General features: G+C 73.0%; 21 protein-coding genes. 13 read left to right on the top strand and 8 right to left on the bottom strand.

The window, feature by feature from the left end:
• Positions 1-19: 19 nt before the first annotated feature.
• From DDW44_RS01215 to DDW44_RS01225, 3 genes are read right to left on the bottom strand one after another with little or no spacing between them, the layout of a single operon-like run.
• A complete protein-coding gene (locus DDW44_RS01215) occupies positions 20-940 on the bottom strand; it encodes a carbohydrate ABC transporter permease (RefSeq protein WP_108905261.1) in 921 nt (306 codons plus the stop codon).
• Positions 937-1,914, bottom strand: a complete 978-nt coding sequence (locus DDW44_RS01220) for a carbohydrate ABC transporter permease (protein ID WP_167455467.1) — start codon at positions 1,912-1,914, stop codon at positions 937-939. Before DDW44_RS01220 ends, DDW44_RS01215 begins: the two co-directional genes overlap by 4 nt.
• 25 nt (positions 1,915-1,939) lie before the next feature.
• Positions 1,940-3,241: an ABC transporter substrate-binding protein gene (locus DDW44_RS01225; protein ID WP_108905262.1), complete on the bottom strand. Its 1,302-nt coding sequence runs from the start codon at positions 3,239-3,241 to the stop codon at positions 1,940-1,942.
• 336 nt (positions 3,242-3,577) lie between these two features.
• Here DDW44_RS01225 and DDW44_RS01230 point away from each other — a divergent pair, with 336 nt between their 5' ends.
• The gene (locus DDW44_RS01230) at positions 3,578-4,603 is read left to right on the top strand and encodes a LacI family DNA-binding transcriptional regulator (RefSeq protein WP_086018198.1); all 1,026 of its coding nucleotides are present in this window, start codon (positions 3,578-3,580) and stop codon (positions 4,601-4,603) included.
• A 7-nt stretch (positions 4,604-4,610) separates the two neighbouring features.
• Here DDW44_RS01230 and DDW44_RS01235 read toward each other — a convergent pair whose 3' ends face one another.
• Positions 4,611-5,324, bottom strand: a complete 714-nt coding sequence (locus tag DDW44_RS01235; RefSeq protein WP_206307283.1) for a VanZ family protein — start codon at positions 5,322-5,324, stop codon at positions 4,611-4,613.
• A gap of 223 nt (positions 5,325-5,547) precedes the next feature.
• Between DDW44_RS01235 and DDW44_RS01240 the strand changes: the two genes are divergently transcribed.
• A complete protein-coding gene (locus DDW44_RS01240; RefSeq protein WP_108905263.1) occupies positions 5,548-6,054 on the top strand; it encodes a metallophosphoesterase family protein in 507 nt (168 codons plus the stop codon).
• A 62-nt stretch (positions 6,055-6,116) separates the two neighbouring features.
• Here DDW44_RS01240 and DDW44_RS01245 read toward each other — a convergent pair whose 3' ends face one another.
• The gene (locus tag DDW44_RS01245; protein ID WP_018891017.1) at positions 6,117-7,754 is read right to left on the bottom strand and encodes an FAD-dependent oxidoreductase; all 1,638 of its coding nucleotides are present in this window, start codon (positions 7,752-7,754) and stop codon (positions 6,117-6,119) included.
• 204 nt (positions 7,755-7,958) lie between these two features.
• Between DDW44_RS01245 and DDW44_RS01250 the strand changes: the two genes are divergently transcribed.
• From DDW44_RS01250 to DDW44_RS01280, 7 genes are all read left to right on the top strand, one after another.
• Positions 7,959-9,080 (top strand): SchA/CurD-like domain-containing protein, encoded by a 1,122-nt coding sequence (locus tag DDW44_RS01250; RefSeq protein ID WP_017948991.1) that lies wholly within the window; start codon positions 7,959-7,961, stop codon positions 9,078-9,080.
• Positions 9,081-9,160: 80 nt separating this feature from the next.
• The gene (locus tag DDW44_RS01255; protein WP_017948992.1) at positions 9,161-9,601 is read left to right on the top strand and encodes a cupin domain-containing protein; all 441 of its coding nucleotides are present in this window, start codon (positions 9,161-9,163) and stop codon (positions 9,599-9,601) included.
• Positions 9,598-10,866 (top strand): beta-ketoacyl-[acyl-carrier-protein] synthase family protein, encoded by a 1,269-nt coding sequence (locus DDW44_RS01260; protein WP_108905264.1) that lies wholly within the window; start codon positions 9,598-9,600, stop codon positions 10,864-10,866. The genes DDW44_RS01255 and DDW44_RS01260 overlap by 4 nt, the downstream gene beginning before the upstream one ends.
• Positions 10,863-12,110, top strand: coding sequence for a beta-ketoacyl synthase N-terminal-like domain-containing protein (locus tag DDW44_RS01265; protein WP_018891018.1), 1,248 nt, complete (start codon positions 10,863-10,865; stop codon positions 12,108-12,110). The genes DDW44_RS01260 and DDW44_RS01265 overlap by 4 nt, the downstream gene beginning before the upstream one ends.
• A 23-nt stretch (positions 12,111-12,133) precedes the next feature.
• Positions 12,134-12,400 (top strand): acyl carrier protein, encoded by a 267-nt coding sequence (locus DDW44_RS01270; RefSeq protein ID WP_017948995.1) that lies wholly within the window; start codon positions 12,134-12,136, stop codon positions 12,398-12,400.
• Position 12,401: 1 nt separating this feature from the next.
• Positions 12,402-12,884: an SRPBCC family protein gene (locus tag DDW44_RS01275; RefSeq protein ID WP_108905265.1), complete on the top strand. Its 483-nt coding sequence runs from the start codon at positions 12,402-12,404 to the stop codon at positions 12,882-12,884.
• Positions 12,885-12,909: 25 nt separating this feature from the next.
• Positions 12,910-13,242 (top strand): TcmI family type II polyketide cyclase, encoded by a 333-nt coding sequence (locus DDW44_RS01280; protein ID WP_018891019.1) that lies wholly within the window; start codon positions 12,910-12,912, stop codon positions 13,240-13,242.
• A gap of 66 nt (positions 13,243-13,308) precedes the next feature.
• Here DDW44_RS01280 and DDW44_RS01285 read toward each other — a convergent pair whose 3' ends face one another.
• The 3 genes from DDW44_RS01285 to DDW44_RS01295 form a co-directional block, all read right to left on the bottom strand.
• Entirely contained in the window at positions 13,309-14,388 is a 1,080-nt protein-coding gene (locus DDW44_RS01285; protein WP_108905266.1) for a methyltransferase, read from the bottom strand.
• Positions 14,385-15,446, bottom strand: coding sequence for a right-handed parallel beta-helix repeat-containing protein (locus tag DDW44_RS01290; protein ID WP_026165458.1), 1,062 nt, complete (start codon positions 15,444-15,446; stop codon positions 14,385-14,387). Before DDW44_RS01290 ends, DDW44_RS01285 begins: the two co-directional genes overlap by 4 nt.
• Before the next feature lie 87 nt (positions 15,447-15,533).
• Positions 15,534-16,394 (bottom strand): (2Fe-2S)-binding protein, encoded by an 861-nt coding sequence (locus DDW44_RS01295; RefSeq protein ID WP_108905267.1) that lies wholly within the window; start codon positions 16,392-16,394, stop codon positions 15,534-15,536.
• Positions 16,395-16,585: 191 nt separating this feature from the next.
• Here DDW44_RS01295 and DDW44_RS01300 point away from each other — a divergent pair, with 191 nt between their 5' ends.
• Genes DDW44_RS01300 through DDW44_RS01315 form a run of 4 tightly spaced genes read left to right on the top strand, consistent with a single transcriptional unit; the run spans position 16,586 to position 22,553 of the window.
• Positions 16,586-17,773, top strand: coding sequence for an ATP-grasp domain-containing protein (locus DDW44_RS01300; protein ID WP_108905268.1), 1,188 nt, complete (start codon positions 16,586-16,588; stop codon positions 17,771-17,773).
• Positions 17,770-19,548: an IucA/IucC family protein gene (locus DDW44_RS01305; protein ID WP_108905269.1), complete on the top strand. Its 1,779-nt coding sequence runs from the start codon at positions 17,770-17,772 to the stop codon at positions 19,546-19,548. The genes DDW44_RS01300 and DDW44_RS01305 overlap by 4 nt, the downstream gene beginning before the upstream one ends.
• 6 nt (positions 19,549-19,554) lie before the next feature.
• Positions 19,555-21,306 (top strand): IucA/IucC family protein, encoded by a 1,752-nt coding sequence (locus DDW44_RS01310; RefSeq protein ID WP_108905270.1) that lies wholly within the window; start codon positions 19,555-19,557, stop codon positions 21,304-21,306.
• Entirely contained in the window at positions 21,303-22,553 is a 1,251-nt protein-coding gene (locus DDW44_RS01315) for a type III PLP-dependent enzyme (protein ID WP_108905271.1), read from the top strand. The genes DDW44_RS01310 and DDW44_RS01315 overlap by 4 nt, the downstream gene beginning before the upstream one ends.
• The last annotated feature ends 289 nt before the right edge of the window (positions 22,554-22,842 follow it).

Consider the following 22,842-nt stretch of genomic DNA (forward strand, 5'->3'; position numbering starts at 1 on the left):
CGGTCGTGTTGACGGTGCGTCAGCCCTTGACGGCGCCCTCCCCCACGCCGCGGAAGAAGTAGCGCTGGAGGCAGGCGAACAGGACGATCAGCGGCAGTACGGCGATGATCGTGCCCGCCGCGACGAGGCGTTCGTCGTCGGCGAAGGTGCCGTGCAGATAGTTGAGCCCGATGGTCAGGGTGAAGTTCTGCGGATCGCTGAGCACGATCAGCGGCCACAGGAAGTCGTCCCAGGCGCCCATGAAGGCGAGGATGGCGACGACCGCCAGGGTGCCCTTGACGGAGGGCAGCGCGATCCGGGCGAACCGCTGCCACACGTTCGCGCCGTCGACGAACGCCGCCTCCTCCACCTCGTACGGCAGGTTGAGGAAGGCGTTGCGCATCAGCAGCACGTTCAGCGCGGACACCGACAGCGGCAGCACCACACCGGCGAGGGTGTCGTTGAGCCCGAGCCCGCGCATGGTCGTGAACAGGGCGATGATGATGCCCTCGACGGGTACGAGCATCGCCAGGATGAACGCGAGCGTGGCGGCCCTGCGGCCCCGGTAGCGCAGCCGGGCGAGGGCGTAGCCGGCGAGGGCGGCGCCCGTGCAGTTGGCCACGACGTTGACGACCGCGACGGTGAGCGAGTTGAGGGCGTAGTCCCACACGGGGATGGTCTCGGCGACGCGGACGTAGTTGTCGAACGTGGGCTGCTCGGGCAGGAAGGCCGGCGGGGAGGCGAAGATGTCCTCGTGCGGCCCCTTGAGCGAGGTGGACAGCTGCCACAGGAACGGCCCGACGGTCAGCGCGAGGACCGCCAGCAGAGCCACGTACCTCAGCACGATCTCCCAGCCGGGCATCCGGCGGCCGCTCCGGCGGCCGGTGACCCGGTTCCGGCGCCGGTCCGGCGCCGCCACGCCTGCCCCCGGCCGCTCCGCGCGGCCCTCACGCCGGCTCATGCGTCCTCCTTGCGGTCGGCGCGCAGCACCAGCAGCATCAGCGCGACGGTGACGGCGAAGACGACCACCGATATCGCCGCGGAGTAGCCGACCCGGCCGGAGAGCCCGGTGCCGGTGCGCTGGACGAGCATGACGAGGGTGGTGTCCTCGCCCGCGGGGCCTCCGCCGGGACCCGCCATCAGGTACACCTCGGAGAAGACCTTGAAGGCGGCCACCGAGGAGAGGGCCGCCACCAGCACCATGGTGGAGCGGACCGCGGGCAGGGTGACGGTGAGGAACCGGCGTACGGGTCCCGCGCCGTCCACGGACGCCGCCTCGTGGAGCTCTCGCGGGACGTTCCCCAGCGCGGCCAGATAGATGATCATGTAGTAGCCGAGGCCCTTCCAGACCGTGACCGTCATGGCGCTCAGCAGCAGCAGCCACTGGTCGCTGAGGAAGCCGACCGGGCCGGCCCCCACCACCTCCAGCACCGAGTTCACCAGGCCGCGTTCGTCCAGCAGCCACACCCAGATCAGGCCGACCACCACGATGGAGGCGACGACCGGGGTGTAGAACGCGGAGCGGAAGAACGTGATGCCCGGGATCTGCTTCTCCACCAGCAGCGCCAGCAGCAGCGGCAGGACGACCAGCGCGGGCACGACGCCGAGCACGTAGAGCGTGCTGTTGCGCAGGCCGATCCAGAACATCTCGTCGCCGAGCATCTCCCGGTAGTTGTCCAGCCCCACGAACCGGCCGGGCAGCAGGGTCCGGCGGTCCGTGAAGGAGTTGGCCACCGTGGAGAGGAACGGATAGAGGCTGAACGCGCCGGCGACCAGCAGCCCTGGGGCCGCGAACAGCCACGGGCTGACAGGCAGTTGCCGTCTGATCCGGCTCCGTCCGCCGCGTGGACGGCCGGTGGGCAGGGGGCTGCTCGGGGCGCGCCCCTTCGGCGCCTTGCCGGAGGCCGCCGCCGGTGAGGTGGTGGGGGTCGTCATGGCCGGGTCCCTGCTCGTCCGGGTCTCAGCTCTGCTTCAGCAGCCGGTTGCAGGCCTTGACAGCGTTGTCAAGGGCTTCCTTGGGGCTCTCCTTGCCCTGGAGCGCCCTCGCGACGGCGTTGCGGAGCTCGGTCTTCATCTGCTCGCTCATCAGCACCGGGGTGTAGTTGACCGCGGTCTTCAGGGACTCGGCGGCGGCGATCCGCACCCTGGTCGCATCGGTGCCGTCCTCCTTGGTGAAGTACGGGTCGTCGAGGGAGCCCGCGGTGCTCGGGAAGATGGCGACCTGCTTGGCGAACTCCATCTGGCGCGGGGCGTCGGTGACGAAGTGCGCGAAGGCGACGGCGGCCGGCGTGTGCTCGGTCCGGGCGTTCACCATCACGCCCATCACGTACATGTTGTCCTTGCCGGTGTTGCTGATCTGCTCGGTGATCCCGATGTTCTCGTACAGCGCCGGGGCCTGCTTCCGGAACTTCTCCAGGTCCAGCGCGGAGCCCGGGTTCATCGCCACCGCCTGGGTGAGGAACTTCTTGCCCGACGACTCGGGCGTCGCGGTCAGCGCCTGCGGGTCGAGCGCCTTGGCGTCGTACAACTCCTTGTACCTGGTGAGGAGTTCGACCCCCTTGGCGTCGTTGAAGGTGAAGGCCGTGCCCTCCTCGTTCATCAGCGGCACGCCGTAGCGGCCGAAGTCCTCGATGGTGGGGATGCTGGCCAGGGTGGCGATCCTGCCCTTGCTCTTCCCGGCTATCCGCAGCGACTGCTCGAAGAGCTCGTCGTACGTCGTGGGGGGCTTCTCCGCGTCGAGCCCGGCCTCCTCGAAGAGGCGCTTGTTGTAGAACAGCGGACCGGTGTTGAGGTACCAGGGGAAGGCGTACGTGCCCTCCAGGCCGGGGATCCGGTGACCGGCCCAGGCACCCGGCAGGTACTCCTTCTCGTACTTCGCGGCCGCCTGGTCGAGGTCGAGCGCGAGCCCGGCCTTGGCGAGCGGGGCGAGCAGGTCCGGGGAGACGTTCACGACATCCGGGAGGGTGCCCCCCGCGGCGTCGGCGCTCAGCTTGTCGGCGTAGCCCTCGGCGGGCTGGTCGACCCACTTCACCTCGGTGCCGGGGTGCTTCTTCTCGAACTCGGCGATGAGGCCGGTGAAGTAGGGCTTGAAGTTGGCCCGCAGGTTCCAGGTCTGGAAGGTGATGCTGCCCTCGACCTTGCCGGAGGCGTCCGCCCCGCCTCCACCGCCGGACGCGCCACCACAGGCGCTGAGCGGAAGGACGACGGCGAGGGCGGCGGCGGTGGCGACGGTTCTGCGAGCGGTACGGCGGGGGATGCGCACGGTGGATCGGCTCCTTTGCTCGGCCCGGCGTGGGCTGCATCCGGTGCACGGGATGCCGCGGACGCTGGGAGCAGACCCTGCATCGCGCTCCGGGAAGAAGTCAATGCACTGACCCGAGAAAATTCCCCTTCTCTCCCGCTTCTCTCACGTCACCGCAGTTCAGAGGCGTGTACGGGCCTGGTTGCCTGATCGGCTAATGCGCTTTAGAGTGCAACCACTCAAGCGCTTTAGTGCGTTGCGCGGATCAGGGCCGGGAAAGGAGCACGGGTGGCAGCGAATCCTCCGCCCGCCGAGGACGCGCCGCAGCGGGGGCGGTCCCCCGCCCGCCGGCCGAGGATGAAGGACATCGCCCGCCGCGCGGGGGTCTCCGAGACCGCCGTGTCGTTCGCTCTCAACGACCGGCCGGGGGTCTCCGAAGCCACCCGGGACCGGGTGCGCCGGGTCGCCGATCAGCTGGGCTGGCGGCCGAGCACCGCCGCCCGCGCGCTGTCCGGCGAGGGGGCGGCGACGGTGGGCCTGGTGGTCGCACGGCCCGCGGGGACGCTCGGCGTCGACTCGTTCTTCCTCCAGCTGATCTCCGGCATCCAGGAGGTGCTGTCCGAGCGCCATCTCGGGCTGTTGTTCCAGGTGGTGGAGGATCTGGACGCCGAGTGCGCGGTCTACCGCCGCTGGTGGGCCGAGCACCGGGTGGACGGCGTCCTCGTCGTCGACCCGCGCTCCGACGACCCGCGGCCGGCGCTGCTCGCCGAGCTGGGACTGCCGGGCGTGGTGATCGGTGGCGCCCCGGAGGAGGGCGGCCCCGGGCTGTCCACCCTGTGGGCGGACGACGCCGGTGCGATGGCCTCCGTCGTCGGCAGGCTCCACGCTCTGGGGCACCGGCGCATCGTGCACATCGCCGGGCTGCCCGGTCTCGCCCACACCGAGCGGCGCATCCGTTCACTGCGCGCGCAGGCCGAGCGGCTGGGGCTGGCCGAGGTCCGTTCCGTCACCACCGACTACTCGGACGCGGAGGGCGCCGCGGTCACCCGCGGAGTGCTCTCGGACGGCACGCCGCCGACCGCCCTGGTGTACGACAACGACGTGATGGCCGTGGCCGGGGTGGCCGTGGCGACGGGTCTCGGCTGCGCCGTGCCCGGGGACGTGTCCATCATCGCCTGGGAGGACTCGGCCCTGTGCCGCCTGGTCGACCCCTGGCTCGCGGCCCTGTCGCGGGACACGGTCTCCTTCGGCCGCAGCGCGGCGGGTGAACTCGTCGCCCTGCTCGACGGGGCGCCCGCTCGGACGGTCCGGGTGCCGGTCCCGGGACTGATCGAGCGGGCGAGCATCGGGCCGGCCCGCCCGGCGGCAGCCGGGCGGGGATGACCGGACGTCAGGCTCCGGAGGCCGACGTGCCACCGGGCCTGCGGTGCCACCAGTGGCGGCGGCGCGGGTGCACGGCGCGTCCGAGCCGGCGGCCGATGAGGAGGTAGCCCAGCACGGCGCCCGTGGTGTTCAGGATGACGTCGTCGACGTCGAAGGCACGGCCGGTGACCAGTGCGCCCTGGACGAGTTCCACCAGCACCATGACCGTGGCCGTCGCCAGCACCACCCGTACCAGCCCGCGCGTCTTCGGCATCAGGACCGGCAGCAGCACGCCGAACGGGACGCCCAGCAGGACGTTGCCGCCGAGCTGTTTGACCGTGTCGCGGAACGCCGGCTGGGACAGGTAGTCCCGGATGGACGACCCCGGTTGGACGTTGCTGTGGGCCAGTGGTTCCGACGCCGCCGAGGGCTCCAGGGTGAGCCGGGCGAGGACCACGCTGAAGGCGACCGTCGCCGCGAACGCCGCCAGCACGGCGAGCCCTCGCAGGAAGGGTGCCATCGGCGCGGCTGCCGCCGCTTGCGCTGCCGTCTTCGGTTCCGTCTTCGGCGCCGCTTTCGGTTTCGCTCCGGGTGCCGGCTTCGACGCTTTCGACGCCGCCTTCGATACCGGCTTGGTTGCCGTCTTGGTTGCCGTCTTGGATGCCGGCTTGGATGCCGCTTCGGTTGCCGGCCGGGCGCCGGCCTCCTTCGCCTTCGTGTCGTTGCCGCCGCTGCGCCACATGGTCGCCTCTCCCAGCCGTGTCGGCCCGTCAGTGCCCGCACCGGCTACCCGCGGTACACGGGCCTCATGCGCCCCGCCGGAGCCCCGCCCGAGCCCCTGCCGGACCCCCGCCGGAACCGCCGCCGGGGCGGCGCCCGGGACCCGGCCCGGGCCCCGCCGGAGGCCTGCCCGCAGCCGTCGCACGGCAGCACGGCACGGCACCCGGCCGAGGGACAATGGGCCCATGAGGCTGCTGCTGACGTCGGACACCCATGTACCCGGGCGGGCCCGGGAACTGCCCGGCGAACTGCTCGAGCAGATCGAGCGTGCCGACGCCGTGCTCCACGCGGGCGACTGGGTCGACACCGCCACCCTCGACCTGCTGGAGGCCCGGGCGCGCCGGCTCGTCGCGGTGTACGGCAACAACGACGGCCCGGCGCTGCGGGAGCGGCTGCCCGAGGTGGCCCGCGTGGAACTGGGCGGGGTGCGCTTCGGCGTGGTGCACGAGACGGGGCCCGCGCGGGGCCGCGAACGGCGGTGCGCGGAGCGGTTCCCCGACCTGGACGTCCTGGTGTTCGGCCACAGCCACATCCCCTGGGACACGGTGGCCGAGGGCGGCCTGAGGCTGCTCAATCCCGGCTCGCCCACGGACCGGCGCCGGCAGCCGTACTGCACGTACATGACCGCCGTGGCGGAGCGCGGGCGGCTGACCGGGGTCGGACTGCACCGGCTGCCGCCACGGCGGCCGTGAGGACGAGTGCCCACGGCGGCCGTGCGGACGGGGCCCCACCGCGGCCCTGACGCGGGCGCCGGTCAGGCGCGGTGGAGCAGGGCCTTCATGGCGTCGAGCAGGACCGTCTCCGGGTCGCGGACCGCACCGGGCGCCCGCCAGGCCACGAACCCGTCGGGGCGCACCACCACGGCGCCCTCGTCCGTTGTGCCGTGCAGTTCGGCCCAGTCACCCGACTCGGGGACGAGCTCCGCGTGCGGTTCCGTGCCGATCCGGTAGGCGTCCAGCGTGATGGACAGCTTCTCGGACACCTTGGCGGCCGCCGTGTGCCACGGTGTGCCCCCGGAGCCGGTGAGCAGCACGAAGTTCCGCTCGTACAGGTCCAGTGTGGACACCGTCCGCTCGCCGTCGTGCGGGTGCAGCCACATGTGCGGGGCGCGGGTGCCGGGGTCCCCGGAGAGATCCATCCGATCGGGTACCACGGCCATGTCGGGATCGGCGCCGACGACGGCACCGCGCGGGTAGCGGTAGCCCATGGCGACGGTGAGCATGCCGCGCTGGCGTCCGCCGACCATCTCGGGGCCGGGGGTGTAGCCCGGATGGCTGTGCTCCGCCGACCGCGCCGACGCGCGCTCGCTGGTGGCCTCCGCCACCGGCCGGCGCTCGGCCTCGTAGCTGGACAGCAGGCCGGGACCGGCGGAGCCGTCGAGGACGAGGGCAAGCTTCCAGGCGAGGTTGTGGGCGTCCTGGATGCCGGTGTTGGAGCCGAACGCACCGGTGGGTGACATCTCGTGGGCGGAGTCCCCGGCGAGGAAGACCCGGCCCTGGCCGTACCGTTCCGCGACCCGCTCGGCGGCGTGCCAGGGGGCCTTGCCGGTGATCTCCACGTCGATGTCCGGGGCGCCGACGGCCCGGCGGATGTGGTCGGCGCAGCGCTCGTCGGTGAAGTCCTCCAGCGTCTCGCCGGTGTCGGGCTGCCAGGGGGCGTGGAAGACCCAGTTCTCGGTGTTGTCCACCGGCAGCAGGGCCCCGTCGGCGCCCTCGGCGGTGAGGTAGCAGACGATGAAGCGCCGGTCACCGACGACGTCCGCGAGCCCGCGCGAGCGGAACGTGATGCTGACGTTGTGGAAGAGGTCCCCGTGGCCCGTCTGGCCGATGCCGAGCTGCCGGCGGATCGGGCTGCGGGGCCCGTCCGCCGCGATCAGGTAGTCCGCGCGCACGGTCCTGCGCCGCCCCGATTCGCGCTCCTGCACGACGGCGGTGACGCCGTCCGCGTCCTGCGCGAACGACACCATCTCGGTGGAGTAGCGCAGGTCGCCGCCGAGCTTGCGGGCGCAGTCCAGCAGCACCGGCTCCAGGTCGTTCTGACTGCACACGCACCACCCGGACGGGCTGAAGCGGGCGATCCCGCCCCCTGGGTCGATGTCCTTGAGCAGCCACTCCCCCGCGTCGCCGTGCAGCGAGGGGGTCTGGAAGATGCCGTGGTTGCCGGCGAGGAGCGACGCGGCCTGGTGGATGAGCGGCTCGGCCCCCGCGACCCGGAACAGCTCCATGGTGCGGACGTTGTTGCCCCGGCCGCGCGGATGCCTCGACGTGCCCGCGTGTCTCTCCACCAGCATGTGCCCGACGCCGAGCCTGCCGAGGAACAGCGAGGAGGACAGCCCCACCAGGGAGCCGCCCACGATGAGTACCGGTACGCGCTCGTCGATGTGTTCTTCCATCAGTAGCTCCAGCTCCAGCCGCCGGTAGGGGGGAATGGGGTTTCCATGCCCTGGCGAGAGGGGCTCGATCGCCCGGTTCACCCACCTGGTTCACACATCTCGCGCCACCCGTGGTACCGGCACAGGATCGAAGCCTGAAACCCCCGAGCCGGCTTCGTGCACCGCACGCGGCGGCCCCACCGTCTCGAAGGAGATGCGTGCATCATGACAACGCTTTCCGAACGTATATCCCAGTCGGCCTTTGACGGCTCCAGGCTGCGTGTCGTACTGCTGCTGGACCTTCATGACGGCGCTCAGCAGAACTTCCTGGAGGCCTACGAGCACATGCGCAACCAGGTCGCGTCGGTGCCGGGCCACATCAGCGACCAGCTGTGCCAGTCGATCGAGAACCCTTCGCAGTGGCTGATCACCAGTGAGTGGGAGAGCGCGCCGCCCTTCCTCGCCTGGGTGAACAGCGAGGAGCACGTCGAGACGGTACGGCCGCTCCACAACTGCGTCCGGGACACCCGTTCGCTGCGCTTCAGCGTGCTGCGCGAGACGGGCAGGCTGCACACCCCGCCGGCCGCGGACGCGACGCAGGGCGGGCTGCAGCCGTTCCCCCGAGTGGGTGACAACGTGGTGCGCCACGCCCTCACCTTCACGGTGAAGCCGGGCAGCGAGGCGGTCGTGGCGGACATCCTCTCGGGCTACCGGTCGCCCCAGTCGAAGGTCGACGAGCACACCCGGCTGCGCAGGACCTCGCTGTTCATGCACGGCAACCGCGTGGTGCGGGCGGTCGAGGTGGAGGGCGACCTGATGGCGGCGCTGCGCCATGTGGCCCGGCAGCCCGAGGTACGGGCGGTCGAGGAGGCCATCAACCCCTACCTGGAGCAGGACCGGGACCTGAACGACCCGGACTCCGCGCGGGTGTTCTTCACCCGGGCGGCGCTCCCCGCGGTGCACCACCTGGCCTCCGCGGGCACCGACGACGAAGCCGTCAAGCGGCACGCGCTGTACTACCCGGCCAAGCCCGGCTGCGGCATGGCGCTGGCGCGGCTGCTCGCCGGGCAGGACGAGGCGGCGGCGAGCGACCCGTCGACCCCGATCGACAGCAGCACGATCTTCCAGCGGGACGACATCGTCGTACGCCTGGTCGACGTGCGCGGTTCCGGTGACGCGGCGCCGCTGCAGGTGATCGGGGCGCACGGCCCGCGCAAGGCGGCCATGCTGTCCCGCCTGCTGGACAGCGAGGCGCTGGGCATCGACGCCCCGGCCACGGAGGAGGACATGTCCAAGCTGCTGTCGTCCGCCGACATGCGCCCGATCACCGATCGGCACGCCCCCTGACCCGTGCGGCCGGCCGTCCAGGCACCCGCACACCCCGAACCGCCGGCGCCACACCGCACGGCCACGTGGAGGAACCCGTCATGACCACACCCCATCGCATCGTCGACCTCAGTGAGACCCAGCACAACACCAAACGCGGCGGCGACCTGCGCGCCATGCTCACGCCCACGGCGGTGGGCGCCACGAGCGGCTTCATGGGCCTGGCGACCGTGGAGCCCGGCGACCGCATCGGCGAGCACTACCACCCGTACTCCGAGGAGTTCGTGTACGTCGTGTGCGGGGAGATGGAAGTCGACCTCGACGACGAGACGCTGCCGATCCGGCCGGACCAGGGGCTGTTCATCCCGCCCTATGTGCGCCACCGGTTCCGCAACGTCGGCAGTACGCAGGCCCGGATGGTCTTCCACCTCGGGCCGCTGGCCCCGCGGCCGGAGCTGGGCCACGTCGACACCGAGGAGACGCCGGGAGCCGAGGCCGGGGCCGCCCACCGGCCTCCGGAACGCACCGGGACGGCTTCATGACCCGGCGCGTCGCGGTCACCGGTGTCGGCATAGTCGCGCCGGGAGGTGTCGGGATACCGGCGTTCTGGGACCTCCTGGCCGACGGTCGCACGGCGACGCGCGGCATCACCCTCTTCGACCCGGCCGGCTTCCGCTCGCGGATCGCCGCCGAGTGCGACTTCGACCCGCAGGAGCACGGCCTGGGCCCGGAGGAGGTGCAGCGTGCGGACAGGTACGTCCAGTTCGCCATGGTCGCCGCCCGGGAGGCGCTCCGGGACGCCGGTCTCGACCCGGAGAAGGAGGACCCGTGGCGGATCGGGGTGTCGCTGGGCACCGCCGTGGGCGGCACCACCCGTCTGGAGCACGACTACGTCAAGGTCAGCAGTTCGGGCCGGCGCTGGGACGTGGATCCGAGCGAGGCGGAGCCGCAGCTGCACCGGGCGTTCTCGCCCAGCGCCCTCGCCTCCGAGGTCGCCGAGCAGACGGGCGCCCACGGTCCGGTGCAGACCGTGTCCACGGGCTGCACCTCCGGGCTGGACGCGATCGGGTACGCCTTCCACGCGATAGAGGAGGGCAGGGTCGACGTCTGCATCGCCGGCGCGTCGGACTCGCCGATCTCCCCCATCACGGTGGCGTGCTTCGACGCGATCAAGGCCACGTCGCCCAACAACGACGATCCGGCCCATGCCTCCCGGCCCTTCGACGCGCGCCGTGACGGGTTCGTCATGGGCGAGGGCGGAGCCGTGCTCGTCCTGGAGGAACTCGAGCACGCACGGGCCCGCGGGGCCACGGTGTACTGCGAGATCGGCGGCTACGCCACGTTCGGCAACGCGTACCACATGACGGGTCTGACCCGTGAGGGTCTGGAGATGGCGCGGGCCATCGACAGCGCCCTGGACCACGCGCGGCTCGACGGGTCGGACATCGACTACGTCAACGCGCACGGCTCCGGTACGCAGCAGAACGACCGGCACGAGACGGCCGCCGTGAAGCAGTCGCTCGGTTCCCACGCGTACAAGGTCCCGATGAGTTCCATCAAGTCCATGGTGGGCCACTCGCTCGGGGCGATCGGGGCGATCGAGGTGGTCGCCTGCGTGCTGGCGCTGGCCCACCAGGTGGTGCCGCCGACGGCGAACTACGAGACCCCCGACCCCGAGTGCGATCTCGACTATGTGCCGCGCACGGCGCGCGCCCTCAGGCTGCGCAACGTGCTCTCGGTCGGCAGCGGATTCGGCGGGTTCCAGTCCGCCGTGGTCCTGACCCGGCCAGGAGGGAGGACACGATGAGTCCTCGGCAGGACCGGCGACCGGTCGTCACCGGAATCGGTGTCGTCGCCCCCAACGGGGTCGGTACCGATGCCTTCTGGAAGTCCACCAGGGAGGGCATCAGCGTCCTCGACCACATCACGCGTGAGGGCTGCGACCACATGCCGGTCCGGGTCGCGGGAGAAGTCCGCGGCTTCGACCCCGAATCCCTGGTCGAGGAGCGCTACCTCGTCCAGACCGACCGGTTCACGCACTTCGCGATGGCGGCGGCCGACATGGCGCTGGCCGACGCGCGGATCACCGCGGGCGACTACAGCGAGTCGCCGTTCGCCGTGGGTGTGGTCACGGCGGCCGGTTCCGGCGGCGGCGAGTTCGGCCAGCGGGAGCTGCAACGGCTGTGGGGACAGGGGTCGCGCTATGTGGGCCCGTACCAGTCCATCGCCTGGTTCTACGCGGCGAGCACCGGTCAGATCTCCATCCGCGGCGGGTTCAAGGGCCCCTGCGGTGTGGTGGCCAGTGACGAGGCGGGCGGTCTCGACGCCCTCGCGCACGCGGCCCGGGCCATCGGCCGGGGCACGGACGCGGTCGTCATCGGGGCGGCGGAGGCACCGCTCGCGCCGTACTCGCTGGTCTGCCAGCTCGGGTACCGGGAGCTCAGCACGTGCGAGGACCCGGAGCGGGCCTACCGGCCCTTCACCCCGGGCGCGAGCGGCTTCGTGCCCGCGGAGGGCGGGGCCATGCTCGTCGTCGAGGCGGAGGAGGCGGCCCGCCGCCGCGGCGCCTCGGTCCGCGCCGTCGTGGCCGGTCACGCGGCGACGTTCACCGGGGCTTCCCGGTGGGAGGAGTCGCGTGAGGGGCTGGCCCAGGCGATCCGCGGCGCCCTGGCGGAGGCCGGCTGCGCGCCCGAGGAGGTCGACGTCGTCTTCGCGGACGCGCTCGGCATCCCGGACGCGGACCGCGCCGAGGCCCTGGCGCTCGCCGACGCGCTGGGGACGCACGGCCGCCGGGTGCCGGTGACGGCGCCCAAGACCGGTACCGGCAGGGCGTACTGCGGAGCGCCCGTGCTGGACACGGCCGCCGCGGTGCTCGCCCTGCAGGACGGCGTCATCCCGCCCACGCCCAACGTCTTCGACGTGTGCCACGAACTGGAGGTGGTCACCGGCAGGCCGCGGCCTGCCGAGCTGCGCACGGCCCTGGTGCTGAGCCGGGGACTCATGGGCTCGAACGCGGCGCTCGTGCTGCGGCACGGCGCCAACACCCGGTGAAGAACCCTGAGAAGGAGGACCTCATGACCATGCAGATCTCCAAGCTGACCATCGAAGAGCTGGCCGCCCTGATGAAGAAGGGCGCCGGTGTCACCGTCGACCCCGCGGAGATGGGCGGCCGCCCCGAGGCGCGGTTCGACGAGTACGGCCTCGACTCCCTCGGCCTCCTCGGCATCGTCGGGGAGCTCGAGAACCGCTACGGCCGCGCGCTCCCGCAGGACGCGGACCGCTGCAAGACCCCGCGGGAATTCCTCGACCTCGTCAACAACTCCCTCATGGCAGGAGCCTGAAGTGTCCGGGCACACCGAGAACAAGATCGTCATCAATGCTCCGATGGACCTCGTCTGGGAGGTCACCAACGACATCGAGAACTGGCCCGAGCTGTTCAGCGAGTACGCCTCCGTCGAGATCCTGGAGCGCGAGGGCAACCGGACCAGGTTCCGGCTGACCATGCACCCGGACGAGAACGGCACGGTGTGGAGCTGGGTGTCGGAGCGCGTCGTCGACCCCGGGGCGAGGACCGTCCGCGCCCGCCGGGTGGAGACGGGGCCCTTCCAGCACATGGACATCCGCTGGAAGTACGACCGGACGTCCGGCGGCGTCCTCATGCACTGGACCCAGGACTTCGCGATGAAGCCGGACGCCCCGGTCGACGACGACTGGATGACCGACAACATCAACAAGAACTCCAAGGTCCAGATGGCCCTGATCAAGGAGAAGATCGAGCAGCGTGCCCGGGAACACGGCGCGCCGGTCTCGGTCCACTCCGACTGACCGCCCACCGAAGGGAACCCCCTCGATGCACCACGCCCTCATCGTCGCCCGTATGGCACCGGACTCGGCCCACGACATCGCCAACGTGTTCGAGGCCTCCGACCGGGGCGAACTGCCCGATCTGGTCGGGGTGACCCGGCGCAGCCTCTTCCAGTTCGGCGATGTCTACCTCCATCTGATCGAAGCCGACCGGCCGCCGGGGCCGGCGGTGGCCAAGGTGGCGGACCACCCCGCGTTCCGTGACATCAGCGACAAGCTCTCCGCGTACGTCAGCGCGTACGACCCGAAGACCTGGCGCAGCCCGAAGGACGCCATGGCCCGCGAGTTCTACCGCTGGGAGCGTGCGGCGAAGGGATGACACGGCACACGGCTCGCCGGCTCCGCGTGCGGACGCGGAGCCGGCGAGGGGGGTGCGGCCCGGCGGTCAGCCGCCGGGTGTGACGCTGTCGAACGCGTGGAGGTACGCGTTGACCGGGCGGACGTCGCCGACCACCAGGCCGGCGTCCGCCATCCTGCCGGCCATGCTCTCCCGGGTGTGCTTCGCACCGCCCACGTTGAGCAGCAGCAGCAGGTCCATCGAGGTGGTGAACTTCATCGACGGGGTGTCGTCGACGAGGTTCTCGATGACCACCACCCTGGCCCCCGGACGGGCGGCCGAGACGACGTTGCGGAGGGTCCTGCGGGTGCTGTCGTCGTCCCATTCCAGGATGTTCTTGATGATGTAGACGTCGGCCTCGACGGGGATCGCCTGCCGGCAGTCGCCGGGGACGATGGTGACCCGGTCGGCGAGGGTCCCGCCGTCCCGCAGCCGGGGATCGGCGCCTGCCACGACGCGCGGCAGGTCCAGCAGCGTCCCCCGCAGGCCGGGGTTCTTCTCCAGCAGGCTCGCCAGGACGTGGCCCTGGCCGCCGCCGATGTCCGCGACGGTGGCCGCTCCCGTGAGGTCGAGCAGCTCCGCCACGTCCAGCGCCGACTGCATGCTGGAGGTCGTCATGGCCTGGTTGAAGACGTGCGCGGATTCGTGCGCGTCCTCGTGGAGGTAGTCGAAGAAGCCCTTGCCGTACAGGCCGTCGAAGACGCTGCTGCCGGTGCGTACCGCCTCGTCCAGGCGCGGCCAGGCGTCCCAGGTCCACGGCTCGGTGCACCACAGGGAGATGTACTTGAGGCTGTGCGGGTCGTCCTCCCGCAGCAGCCGCGACATCTCGGTGTGGGCGAACGTGCCGTCCGCCTGCTCGGCGAAGATGCCGTAGCAGGTCAGCGCGCGCAGCATCCGCCGCAGGGCCCGGGGGTCGGCCCCGACGGCCGCCGCCAGCTCCTCGGCGCCGGCCGGGGACTCCCCCAGCGCGTCGGCGACGCCGAGCCGGGCGGCGGCGCGGACCGAGGCGGCGAGGGCGGCGCCGAAGACGAGCTCCCTCAGCCGCATCGACGGCGGGGTCGCGGTGCGGACGGTGCTTCCCGCGGTGTCCGTCGCGTTCGCGGCCGCACCGGTCGTGCCGGTCGTCATGCGCACGTCCCCGCCTTCTCGGAGACGCGGCAGTAGTTGCCGGAGAAGACGTTGCCGGTGCCGGTGTCCCGGTTGGCGAGGTCCGCCGGGCGGTTGGCCAGCAGCATGTTCGACTGGATCATGTTGCCGGTGTTGGGGGCGCCCACGATGCTCTTGAAGAGCACGATCCCGCCGGAGAACGGGGAGGTGCCGACGTTGCTCCAGACGGCGTTGGAGGCGATGGTCGCGCCCTCGACGCCGGTGAGCACGATGCCCGCGCCCTGGATCCTCGGCAGCCGTGCGGTCTTGGCGCAGGACTTGTTGTTGTGGTGCACGCGGTTGCCGCGCACGGTCAGGTCGCCCGTCCGCGGGACGCCCTCGTCGCCGACGACGAACATGCCGGCGCAGTTGCCGGTGACGACGTTGTTGTTCACGTACAGGTTCCGCAGGCGCCGGACGGTGACGCCGATGCGGTTCCCGGCCAGCAGGTTGTCCATGACCACGGTGCGCCGGGTGTTGACGGCGCCGGCCTCGGTGTCGATGGTGTTCGACACGAAGATGCCCGCGTCCCCGTTGTCACGGGCCGCGTTCCCCCGGATCTCGGACCGCAGGGACCGCTCCTGGGCGATGCCCCAGTTGCCGTTCGCCACCGCGGTGACCTCACGGATGCTCAGCTTGTTGGTGCGCGACGCCCAGATGCCGTTCTTGGTGAACTTCGACACCGTCAGCGAGTGGATCCGGACGTTGGTGGCGGGCTTCGCGTCGGTGCCCAGGACGCAGATGCCGTGGCCGCCCAGGCCGCAGACGTGTGTCGCCTTGGCCGTGGACGGCTGGAGGACGGTCCGGTCGCCGGCGCCGCGCAGCGTCAGGTCGGACTTCCTGATCAGGACGCTCTCCCGGTAGACGCCGGGGGCGATGTCGATGGTGTCCCCGGGCTTGGCCCGGTCGACCGCGAGCTGGATCGACTCACCGGGGACCACGTCGTAGGTGGTGCGGGCGCCTGCCGGCGCCGCCACGCCCAGCCCCGAGGTCACCATGAGAGCCACACAGCCGAGGTACATGAACTGTCGTTTCGTCATGAGCTCAAATTATGAGGCGAATAGGACAAGTCGCCACATCACTCGTCCATCAGGAGCGTGTCGTGGAACCCTCCCGGGAAGGCCGGTTCAGCACGGGCCGTGCCCCTCGATGCGGCGCAGCCGCTCGGCGTCACCCGTCCGGGGGCAGGTGGCGCAGGCCTCGGCCGGGCGGATCGTGTAGTGGAGGCAGCAGCCGGCCCGGGTGCGGGTCGGGTACGTCCGGCCCTCGCGGCCCGTGAGAGGGCGGAAGTCCGCCCCGCCGGGGAACGGGGGAACGGGCCCCGGCAGCAGTTCGGACGCGGCGCGCACGCCCCGCTCCTCCTCCCCCAGCATCCGGCCGAGGTACCAGACGCCCGACACCAGGTCGTCGCCGGCCATGCCCCACAGCGCACGGGGACCCCGGCGCACCCGCGGGGCGATCGCGGCCAGCAGGGGACCCACATGGCCGGCGAAACCGGCGCGCAGCTCCGCGCGCAGGGCCCCCTCGTGCGGCAGCACCCGTACGCCCGGCAGCCCGGCGGCCGGATCGCCGGGGAGGCAGGCGAAGCCGCCCGGGACGACGGCGAACGCCCCGGTGGTGAGGCTGACGCGGACGTCCTGGGGCCGAAGCCGCGGGACCCGGCGCTCCAGGCACCAGGGGCCGCTCATCAGCAGGCCGACGGACCAGAGGTAGCCGTGCAGCGCACGGGAGGCCGCGACGTCGGGACGCGGGGTGCGGCCGTGGTCGTGCTCCACCCGCAGGGTCTCGGCGGCGAGCAGGGCGTCCAGGAACTCGGGGCGGCCGGCCAGTTCGGCACCGTCGGCCCAGCCCTGGGGGGTCCGCGAACCGGGCTCCGCGACCCGCGCCTGGAGAGCGGGGCAGAGCGCCGCGAGCCTGCCGAGCGCCGAGCCGGTCAGGGCGGAGGAGCTCACGGCGGGGGCGGGAGGGTACACCGGAGCCAGGGTCACGGACGCTCCTCGACACGACAACCGACACGGATGAGGTAAGGCGAGGCTCACCTTAACCACACAAGTGATCTCCGGCGCCAACCGGGGCCGTGTCGCGCCGAATTGACAGACTTAGGTGTGCCTAACCTAGGCTCTCGCCCCGTGATCCGGAACCGTTCGGATCACCGGATCCGAGCGCGGAGTGACCCCTCATGCGGTTGTACCTGCTTGCCCTGAACCCGACCGACTCGGTCACCGAGGGATTCCTCCCGGCCGCCCGCCGGCTGGGGCTGGACGTCACCCTGCTCACCGACCGGCCCGCCGCGCACCGCGCCGTGTACCCGGACGTCGAGGTGCTGGAGTGCGACGTACGCGACTTCCGGGCCGTCATCTCCCGGGTGTCCGCGCACGGCATCCCCGAGGCGGTCTTCACCAACAGCGACCATCTGCAGACCCAGGCCGCGCTCGCCGCGGACTACTTCGGGCGGCCCGCCAAGGACTGGCGGGCCGCGCTGCGCACGAAGGACAAGGCCGAGATGCGCCGGGTGCTGGCCGCCTCCGGCGCCGGCACCGTGCGGTCCGCGGAACTCGCCGCCGGGCAGGACCCGGCCGCCGTCGCCGCGCGGATCCCCTACCCGTGTGTGGTCAAGCCGCGCGAGGGCGTGGCCAGCGAGGACGTCGTCATGGCCGGGGACCCGGCGGAACTGGTGCGGCGCTGCGAGGAGATCCGGGCGCGGCGGCCGGGGGCCGCGCTGGTGGTCGAGGAGTACCTGCCCGGCGAGCTGTTCACCCTGGAGACCCTCGGCGACGGGCGGGTACGCCATGTGCTGGGGGGATTCCGCACCGAACTGTCCCCTCCCCCGTACTTCGTCGAGGAGCGGCTGACCTACGTCCCCGGGCATCCGCCGGACGTCGAGAAGCAGGTACTCGCCCAGCTCGACGCGCTCGGCGTCGGGTTCGGCGCCTGCCACACGGAGTTCACCCTGCACCAGGGCCGCGCGCGGATCGTCGAGGTCAACTACCGTGCCATCGGGGACCAGTGCGACCTGCTGCTCGCCGGGCTGCTGGACATACCGCTCTTCGAGCACGTGCTGCGCACGCATCTCGGTGAGCCGCTCCCGCCGGACCTGGGGGCGCGGGCCGGCGGAGCGGCCAGGCTCGACTACCCGTGCGCCGACCGGGCCGGGACCCTGACCTCGGCACCGGGGGCGAGCGAAGTGGAGGCGGACGGGGTGAGGCTGACGTACCGGCCGCTGCGCGGTGTCGGCGAACGCCACCCCGTGTACCGCACCAACCGCGACTTCCTCGGCGTGGTGCGGGCCACCGGGACCGACCCGTCGGCCGTGGACCGCGCCGTGACCGGGTTCCTGGCCGCACAGCGCTGGGAGATCACCCCGTGACGGTCCCCGCGGCGGGCACGGCGGGTCCGGCCGGAGGGACCGGCCCGGCGGCCGCCGGGGCCGAACTGCTGCTGCGGGTGCTCAGCGCGCTGCTGCGGGAGGACGTCGTGGGGCTGCGCAGCCGCGGCCGCCCGGTCGAGCGCCCGGACGGGACGTGGCTGCGGCTGGCTGCCCCCGGGCCCGGCGCGCTGCTGCTGCCCGTGCGCGAGGACGGCTTCCAGTGCACGTGGCAGGCGAGGGAACCGCTGCTGCGCCGGGAGCCCGACGGGGTCGATCTGACGGACACCGACGCCGTCCTCGCCGAACTCCGCTCCCTCGCGCCACCGGTGGACCGCGCCGGCTTCGACGCGTTCGCCGAGGAGTGCCGCCGGGCGCTCGCCGCCGCCACGCTGCACCACGCCACGGAGGAGGAGGTGCTGCGGACGCTCGCGGAGCGCCACGGCGCCGATCCGGCCGACTGGACCGGACTGCCGGGCGGGCTCGCGCTGGACACCCTCGCCGCCCGGCTGGACCACCCGGTCTACCCCACCGCGCGCGGCAGGTCCGGCCTCGGCGGCGCGGCACTGCGGGCGTACGCACCCGAGTTCCACCCCCGGTTCGCGCTGCGCTGGCTCGCCGTGCCGCGCGAGGACGTGACCGCCGCCGGCCGGCTCCCCGGCCCGGCGCCCTCGGCCCTCGGGCTGTCCGGCCTCGACGACAGCCATGTCGCCCTGCCCGTGCACCCGCTCACGGCGGCGGGCCCGCTCGGCGACGCGGTGCGCGCCGCGGGGCTCGAGGGCCGGGCCGTGCCGGCGCCGCGGGCCCGTCTGGACGTCGTCCCCACGCTGTCCATGCGGACGGTCGCCCTCGCCGCCCGGCCCGGGATCCACCTGAAGCTTCCGCTGGCCACCTCCACCCTGGGCCGGCTCAACCGGCGCACCATCAAACCCGGAACCCTGTCCGACGGAGCCACCGTCCAGCGTCTGCTGCAGACCGTGACCGCCCGCGAACCGCGGTTCCGGGACACCGTCCTGCACGCCGACGAGACCCGTTTCGCCCACGCCGGGCACGAACTCCTCGCCGTGCTGCTGCGCCGCCAGCCCTCGGGCCTCGACGGCTGCGCCGTGGTGCCGATGGCGGCCCTGCTCGCCCGGGCACCCGGCGGGCGGCTGGTCGTCGACCACCTGGCCGACCGCTACCACGGCGGCGACCCGGTCGCCCTGCTCGACGCCGTACTCACCCTGCTCCTGGACTTCCAGACCACCCTCTTCGGGTACGGGATCGCCCTGGAGTCCCACCAGCAGAACGTGTCGCTGGTGCTGGACGCGACCGGCCGAAACCCCCGGCTGCGGCTGCTCCTCAAGGACAACGACGGCCCGCGCGTCCACGGCGAACGGCTGCGGGCGGCGCTCGGCGCCGGCGCACCCGGGCCCGGCGACTTCGACGACCCCCGCATCCTCACCGACGGAGACGGCCCGCTCGCCGACCTCTTCACCACCGTCACCGTCCATCTGTGCGCCGGGGCCTACGCCTTCGGCCTCGCCCGGCACGGCCGCGCCCCGCTGGACCGGCTGCTGCGGCTCGTCCGCGACCGGCTGGCGGAGGCGGTGGAGCGGCTCGGGACCGGGCCGGGCGAGCCGGGAGCCGTGCTGCGGGCACGGGTGCTGGACGCGCCCGCGCTGCCGGTGAAGGCGATGGTGACCGCGGGAACCCTGCTGGCCAAGGAACGTTCGGGAGCGTCCGACATCAACAAGCACTACACCACCGGCCCCAACTACCTGCTGCGGGGAGTGTGATCCGGGATGACCTCCACACATCCTTCCGCACACCGCTCGGCCCTGGCCGGTCCGCCCACCGCCGACGAGGCGGTGGCCCACACCCTCCTCAACTGCCTGCTCCGCGAGCTGTGCGGACCCGGGCACCGGACCGCCGTCGCCGACGGGCACCTGCTGCTGCGGCTGCCCCGCCGCGGGGTGCTGCTGCGCGTCGCGCTGCGCCGTACGTCGCTGCTCGGCGCCCACCGGTTCACCGGCCCGGTCACCGAGGAGACACCGGGCGGCTGGTCACCCGTCGGCTGGCGGCGGCTCGCCGAGCACGTCCACGCGGAGCTGACCCTGCGCACGGGCGTGCGCAACGACGAGTTCCTGGACCAGGTCGCCTCCAGCCACCGGGGCGTCGCCGCCGCGCTCGCCGCGCCGCGCCCCGCCGCCGGGGGCTCCGGTCCGCCGGCCGGGTCCGCCGCGTACCTGGCATCGGAGCAGTCCCTCGCCCTCGGGCACCGCTTCCACCCCACGCCCAAGGCCCGCGGCGGGGACGCCGCGACCTGGGCGGCGTACGCCCCCGAGGCCGGAGCGGCGTTCCCGCTGCGGCTGCTCGCGGTGCGGGAGGACCTGGTCGCCGGGGACTCGGCGGAGCCGGGCGCCGATGCGGCGCTGGACCGGCTGGGCCGCGCGCCGGACGGCTACCGGCTGCTGCCCGCGCATCCCTGGCAGTACACGCTGCTGCGGGACGACCCCCGGCTGCGCACCGCCCTCGCCCGCGGCGAGGTGCTCGACCTCGGACCCGGCCCGGCGGCGTTCGCGGCGACGGCCTCCGTCCGCACCCTGTTCGACGGCGACGCCTTCCTGAAGTTCAGCCTCAACGTCCGCATCACCAACTGCCTCCGCAAGAACGCGGGGTACGAGCTCGCCGGCGCCGTGGCGCTCACCCGGCTGCTGGAGCCGGTCCTCACCGAGCTGACCGCCCGCTTCCCCGGCAGCGACCTGCTGCGCGAGCCGGCCTACCGCAGCCTCGCCCTGCCCGGAGCGGACGGTGTGCCGGTACCCGGGCTGCTGGAGGGCTTCGGCGTGATCGTCCGCGAGGGACTCGGCAGGCGGCTGCGGCCCGGGCTCACCCCGCTGCTCGCCGCCGCGGTCGCCGACGAGTACCCCACCGGGCCCGCCCATGTCTCCCGGCTCCTCGCCGACACCGCCCCGCGCACCGCCCTGTCCTGGTGGCGCGCCTACCTGGCGCTGCTGGTGCCTCCGGTCCTCGCCGCGTACTTCGACCACGGCCTCGTCCTGGAGCCGCATCTGCAGAACGTCCTCGTCTGCGTGGACGACGGGGGCCACCCCCGCCAGGTGCTGTTCCGCGACCTGGAGGGCACCAAGCTGCTCCCGGACCGGCACGCGGCCGCACTCGCCGCGCTGCCCGCGGACGTGGCGGGGCCCATGACGTACGACGCCGCACGCGGGTGGGACCGGGTGGTCTACTGCCTCCTGGTGAACCACGTGTCCGAGATGCTGGCCGCACTGGCCGATCTGCACCCCGGCTCGGAGGCCGCGTTGTGGGCCGAGGTCCGGGACACGCTCGGGCGCCACGCCGACGAGCACGGGCCCCAGCCGCGGCTCGACGCGCTCCTGGCGGGCGCGCCGCTGCCCGCCAAGGCCAATCTGCTCACCCGCTGGGCCCGCACCGCCGACCGTGACGCGGGCTATGTGCGGCTGCCCTCCCCGCTCGCCGAGGACGTGCTGTCCGGGGCGGCGGGCACCGACGACGTCCGGAGCGCCCGATGAGCCACTGCCCGGCGGACACCACCGGGCCGGCCGTGGCCGCCCCCGCCGTCACCGCACCGGTGCGCGAGCGGGCCCTCTCGCTCCCGGCCGAGGAACTCCCCGCCTATCTGTACGACCTCGGCGCGCTGCGGGAGCACGCCGCGGCGGTACGGGGGGCGCTCCCGGAGCGGGTCGAGTTGTACTACGCGGCCAAGGCCAACCCCGAACCGGAGATTTTGACGGCCCTCTCGCCGTACGTGGACGGCTTCGAGGTCTCCTCGGGGGGCGAACTGGCCCATGTGGCACGGGCCGTACCGGAGCGCCCGCAGGCGTTCGGCGGCCCCGGGAAGACACCGGCGGAGACGGCGGCGGCACTGGCGGCCGGCGTGCCGCGGTTCCATGTCGAGAGCGCCCACGAACTGCGGATGCTGGCCGCTCTCGCGGCTGAGCGGCGGGCGTCCGGGCCGCCGGTCGACGTGCTGCCGCGGTTCAACCTGCCCCTGTCCGACGGCGCGTTGCACACGAGCGCGCTGTCCATGGGCGGCGGACCGACACCGTTCGGGCTGGACCCGTCCGAGGCCGGCGAGGTGATGCGCTGCCTCACGGACGGCTCCTGCCCCCGGCTGCGGGTGCGCGGGATCCACGCCCACCTGGCGAGCGGGCTCGGGGCGGCGGACCAGCTCGCCGTCGCCGGGTCCGTGGTGGGCTGGGCCGTACGGCTCTTCGAGCGCCACGGCGTGCCGCTCCACGAGGTGAACGTCGGGGGCGGCATGGCCGTCGACTACGCCGATCCCGCCGCCCGGTTCGACTGGGCCGGTTACGGAGCCGGGCTGGCACGCCTCGTCGCGGACCACCCGGGCCTGCGGCTGCGCATCGAACCGGGGCGCGCGCTGACCGCGTACTGCGGCTGGTACGCGACCGAGGTGCTGGACGTGAAGCGCAGCCACGGCGAGGACTTCGCCGTGGTCCGCGGGGGAACCCACCATCTGCGCACACCGGCGACGAAGGGCCACGACCAGCCCTGCGCCGTGCTGCCCGTGGACCGCTGGCCCCACCGCTGGCCGCGCCCCGCGGCGCGGGGGGACCGGGTCACCGTGGCCGGGCAGTTGTGCACACCGAAGGACGTGCTGGCGCGGGGGGTTCGGGCGCCCGGCCTGCGGGCCGGGGACCGGGTGGTGTTCGCGCTCGCGGGCGCCTACGCGTGGAACATCTCGCACCACGACTTCCTCATGCATCCGCGGCCGGGGTTCCACTTCCTGGGCGGGTGACGGCGGCGGCGCGGGCCGCCCCCGCCGTCCGGTGTCGGGGTGCGGAGAGCGACCGCGCGCAGGCGGTCCGCGCGGCCGGCCACCTCATCGTGGCGCCGGCCCAAACCGAGCACCTCGGGTGCCTGCGGAGCGGCGGTCCCCGCCCCGTGTCCGCCGGCGGGGTCGGCTGGTACGGTTGCCGGACTCGATCCGCAGCCGTGACTCCGCGGCCCGGGGCCACGGCAGAGGCCGTAGCAGCCCCCCGGGGCCGTGTCCGGTGCAAGATCTCCGCTCACGCGTTGGAGGGTCT

Source organism: Streptomyces tirandamycinicus (assembly GCF_003097515.1).
In the GTDB taxonomy this organism is placed as follows: domain Bacteria; phylum Actinomycetota; class Actinomycetes; order Streptomycetales; family Streptomycetaceae; genus Streptomyces; species Streptomyces tirandamycinicus.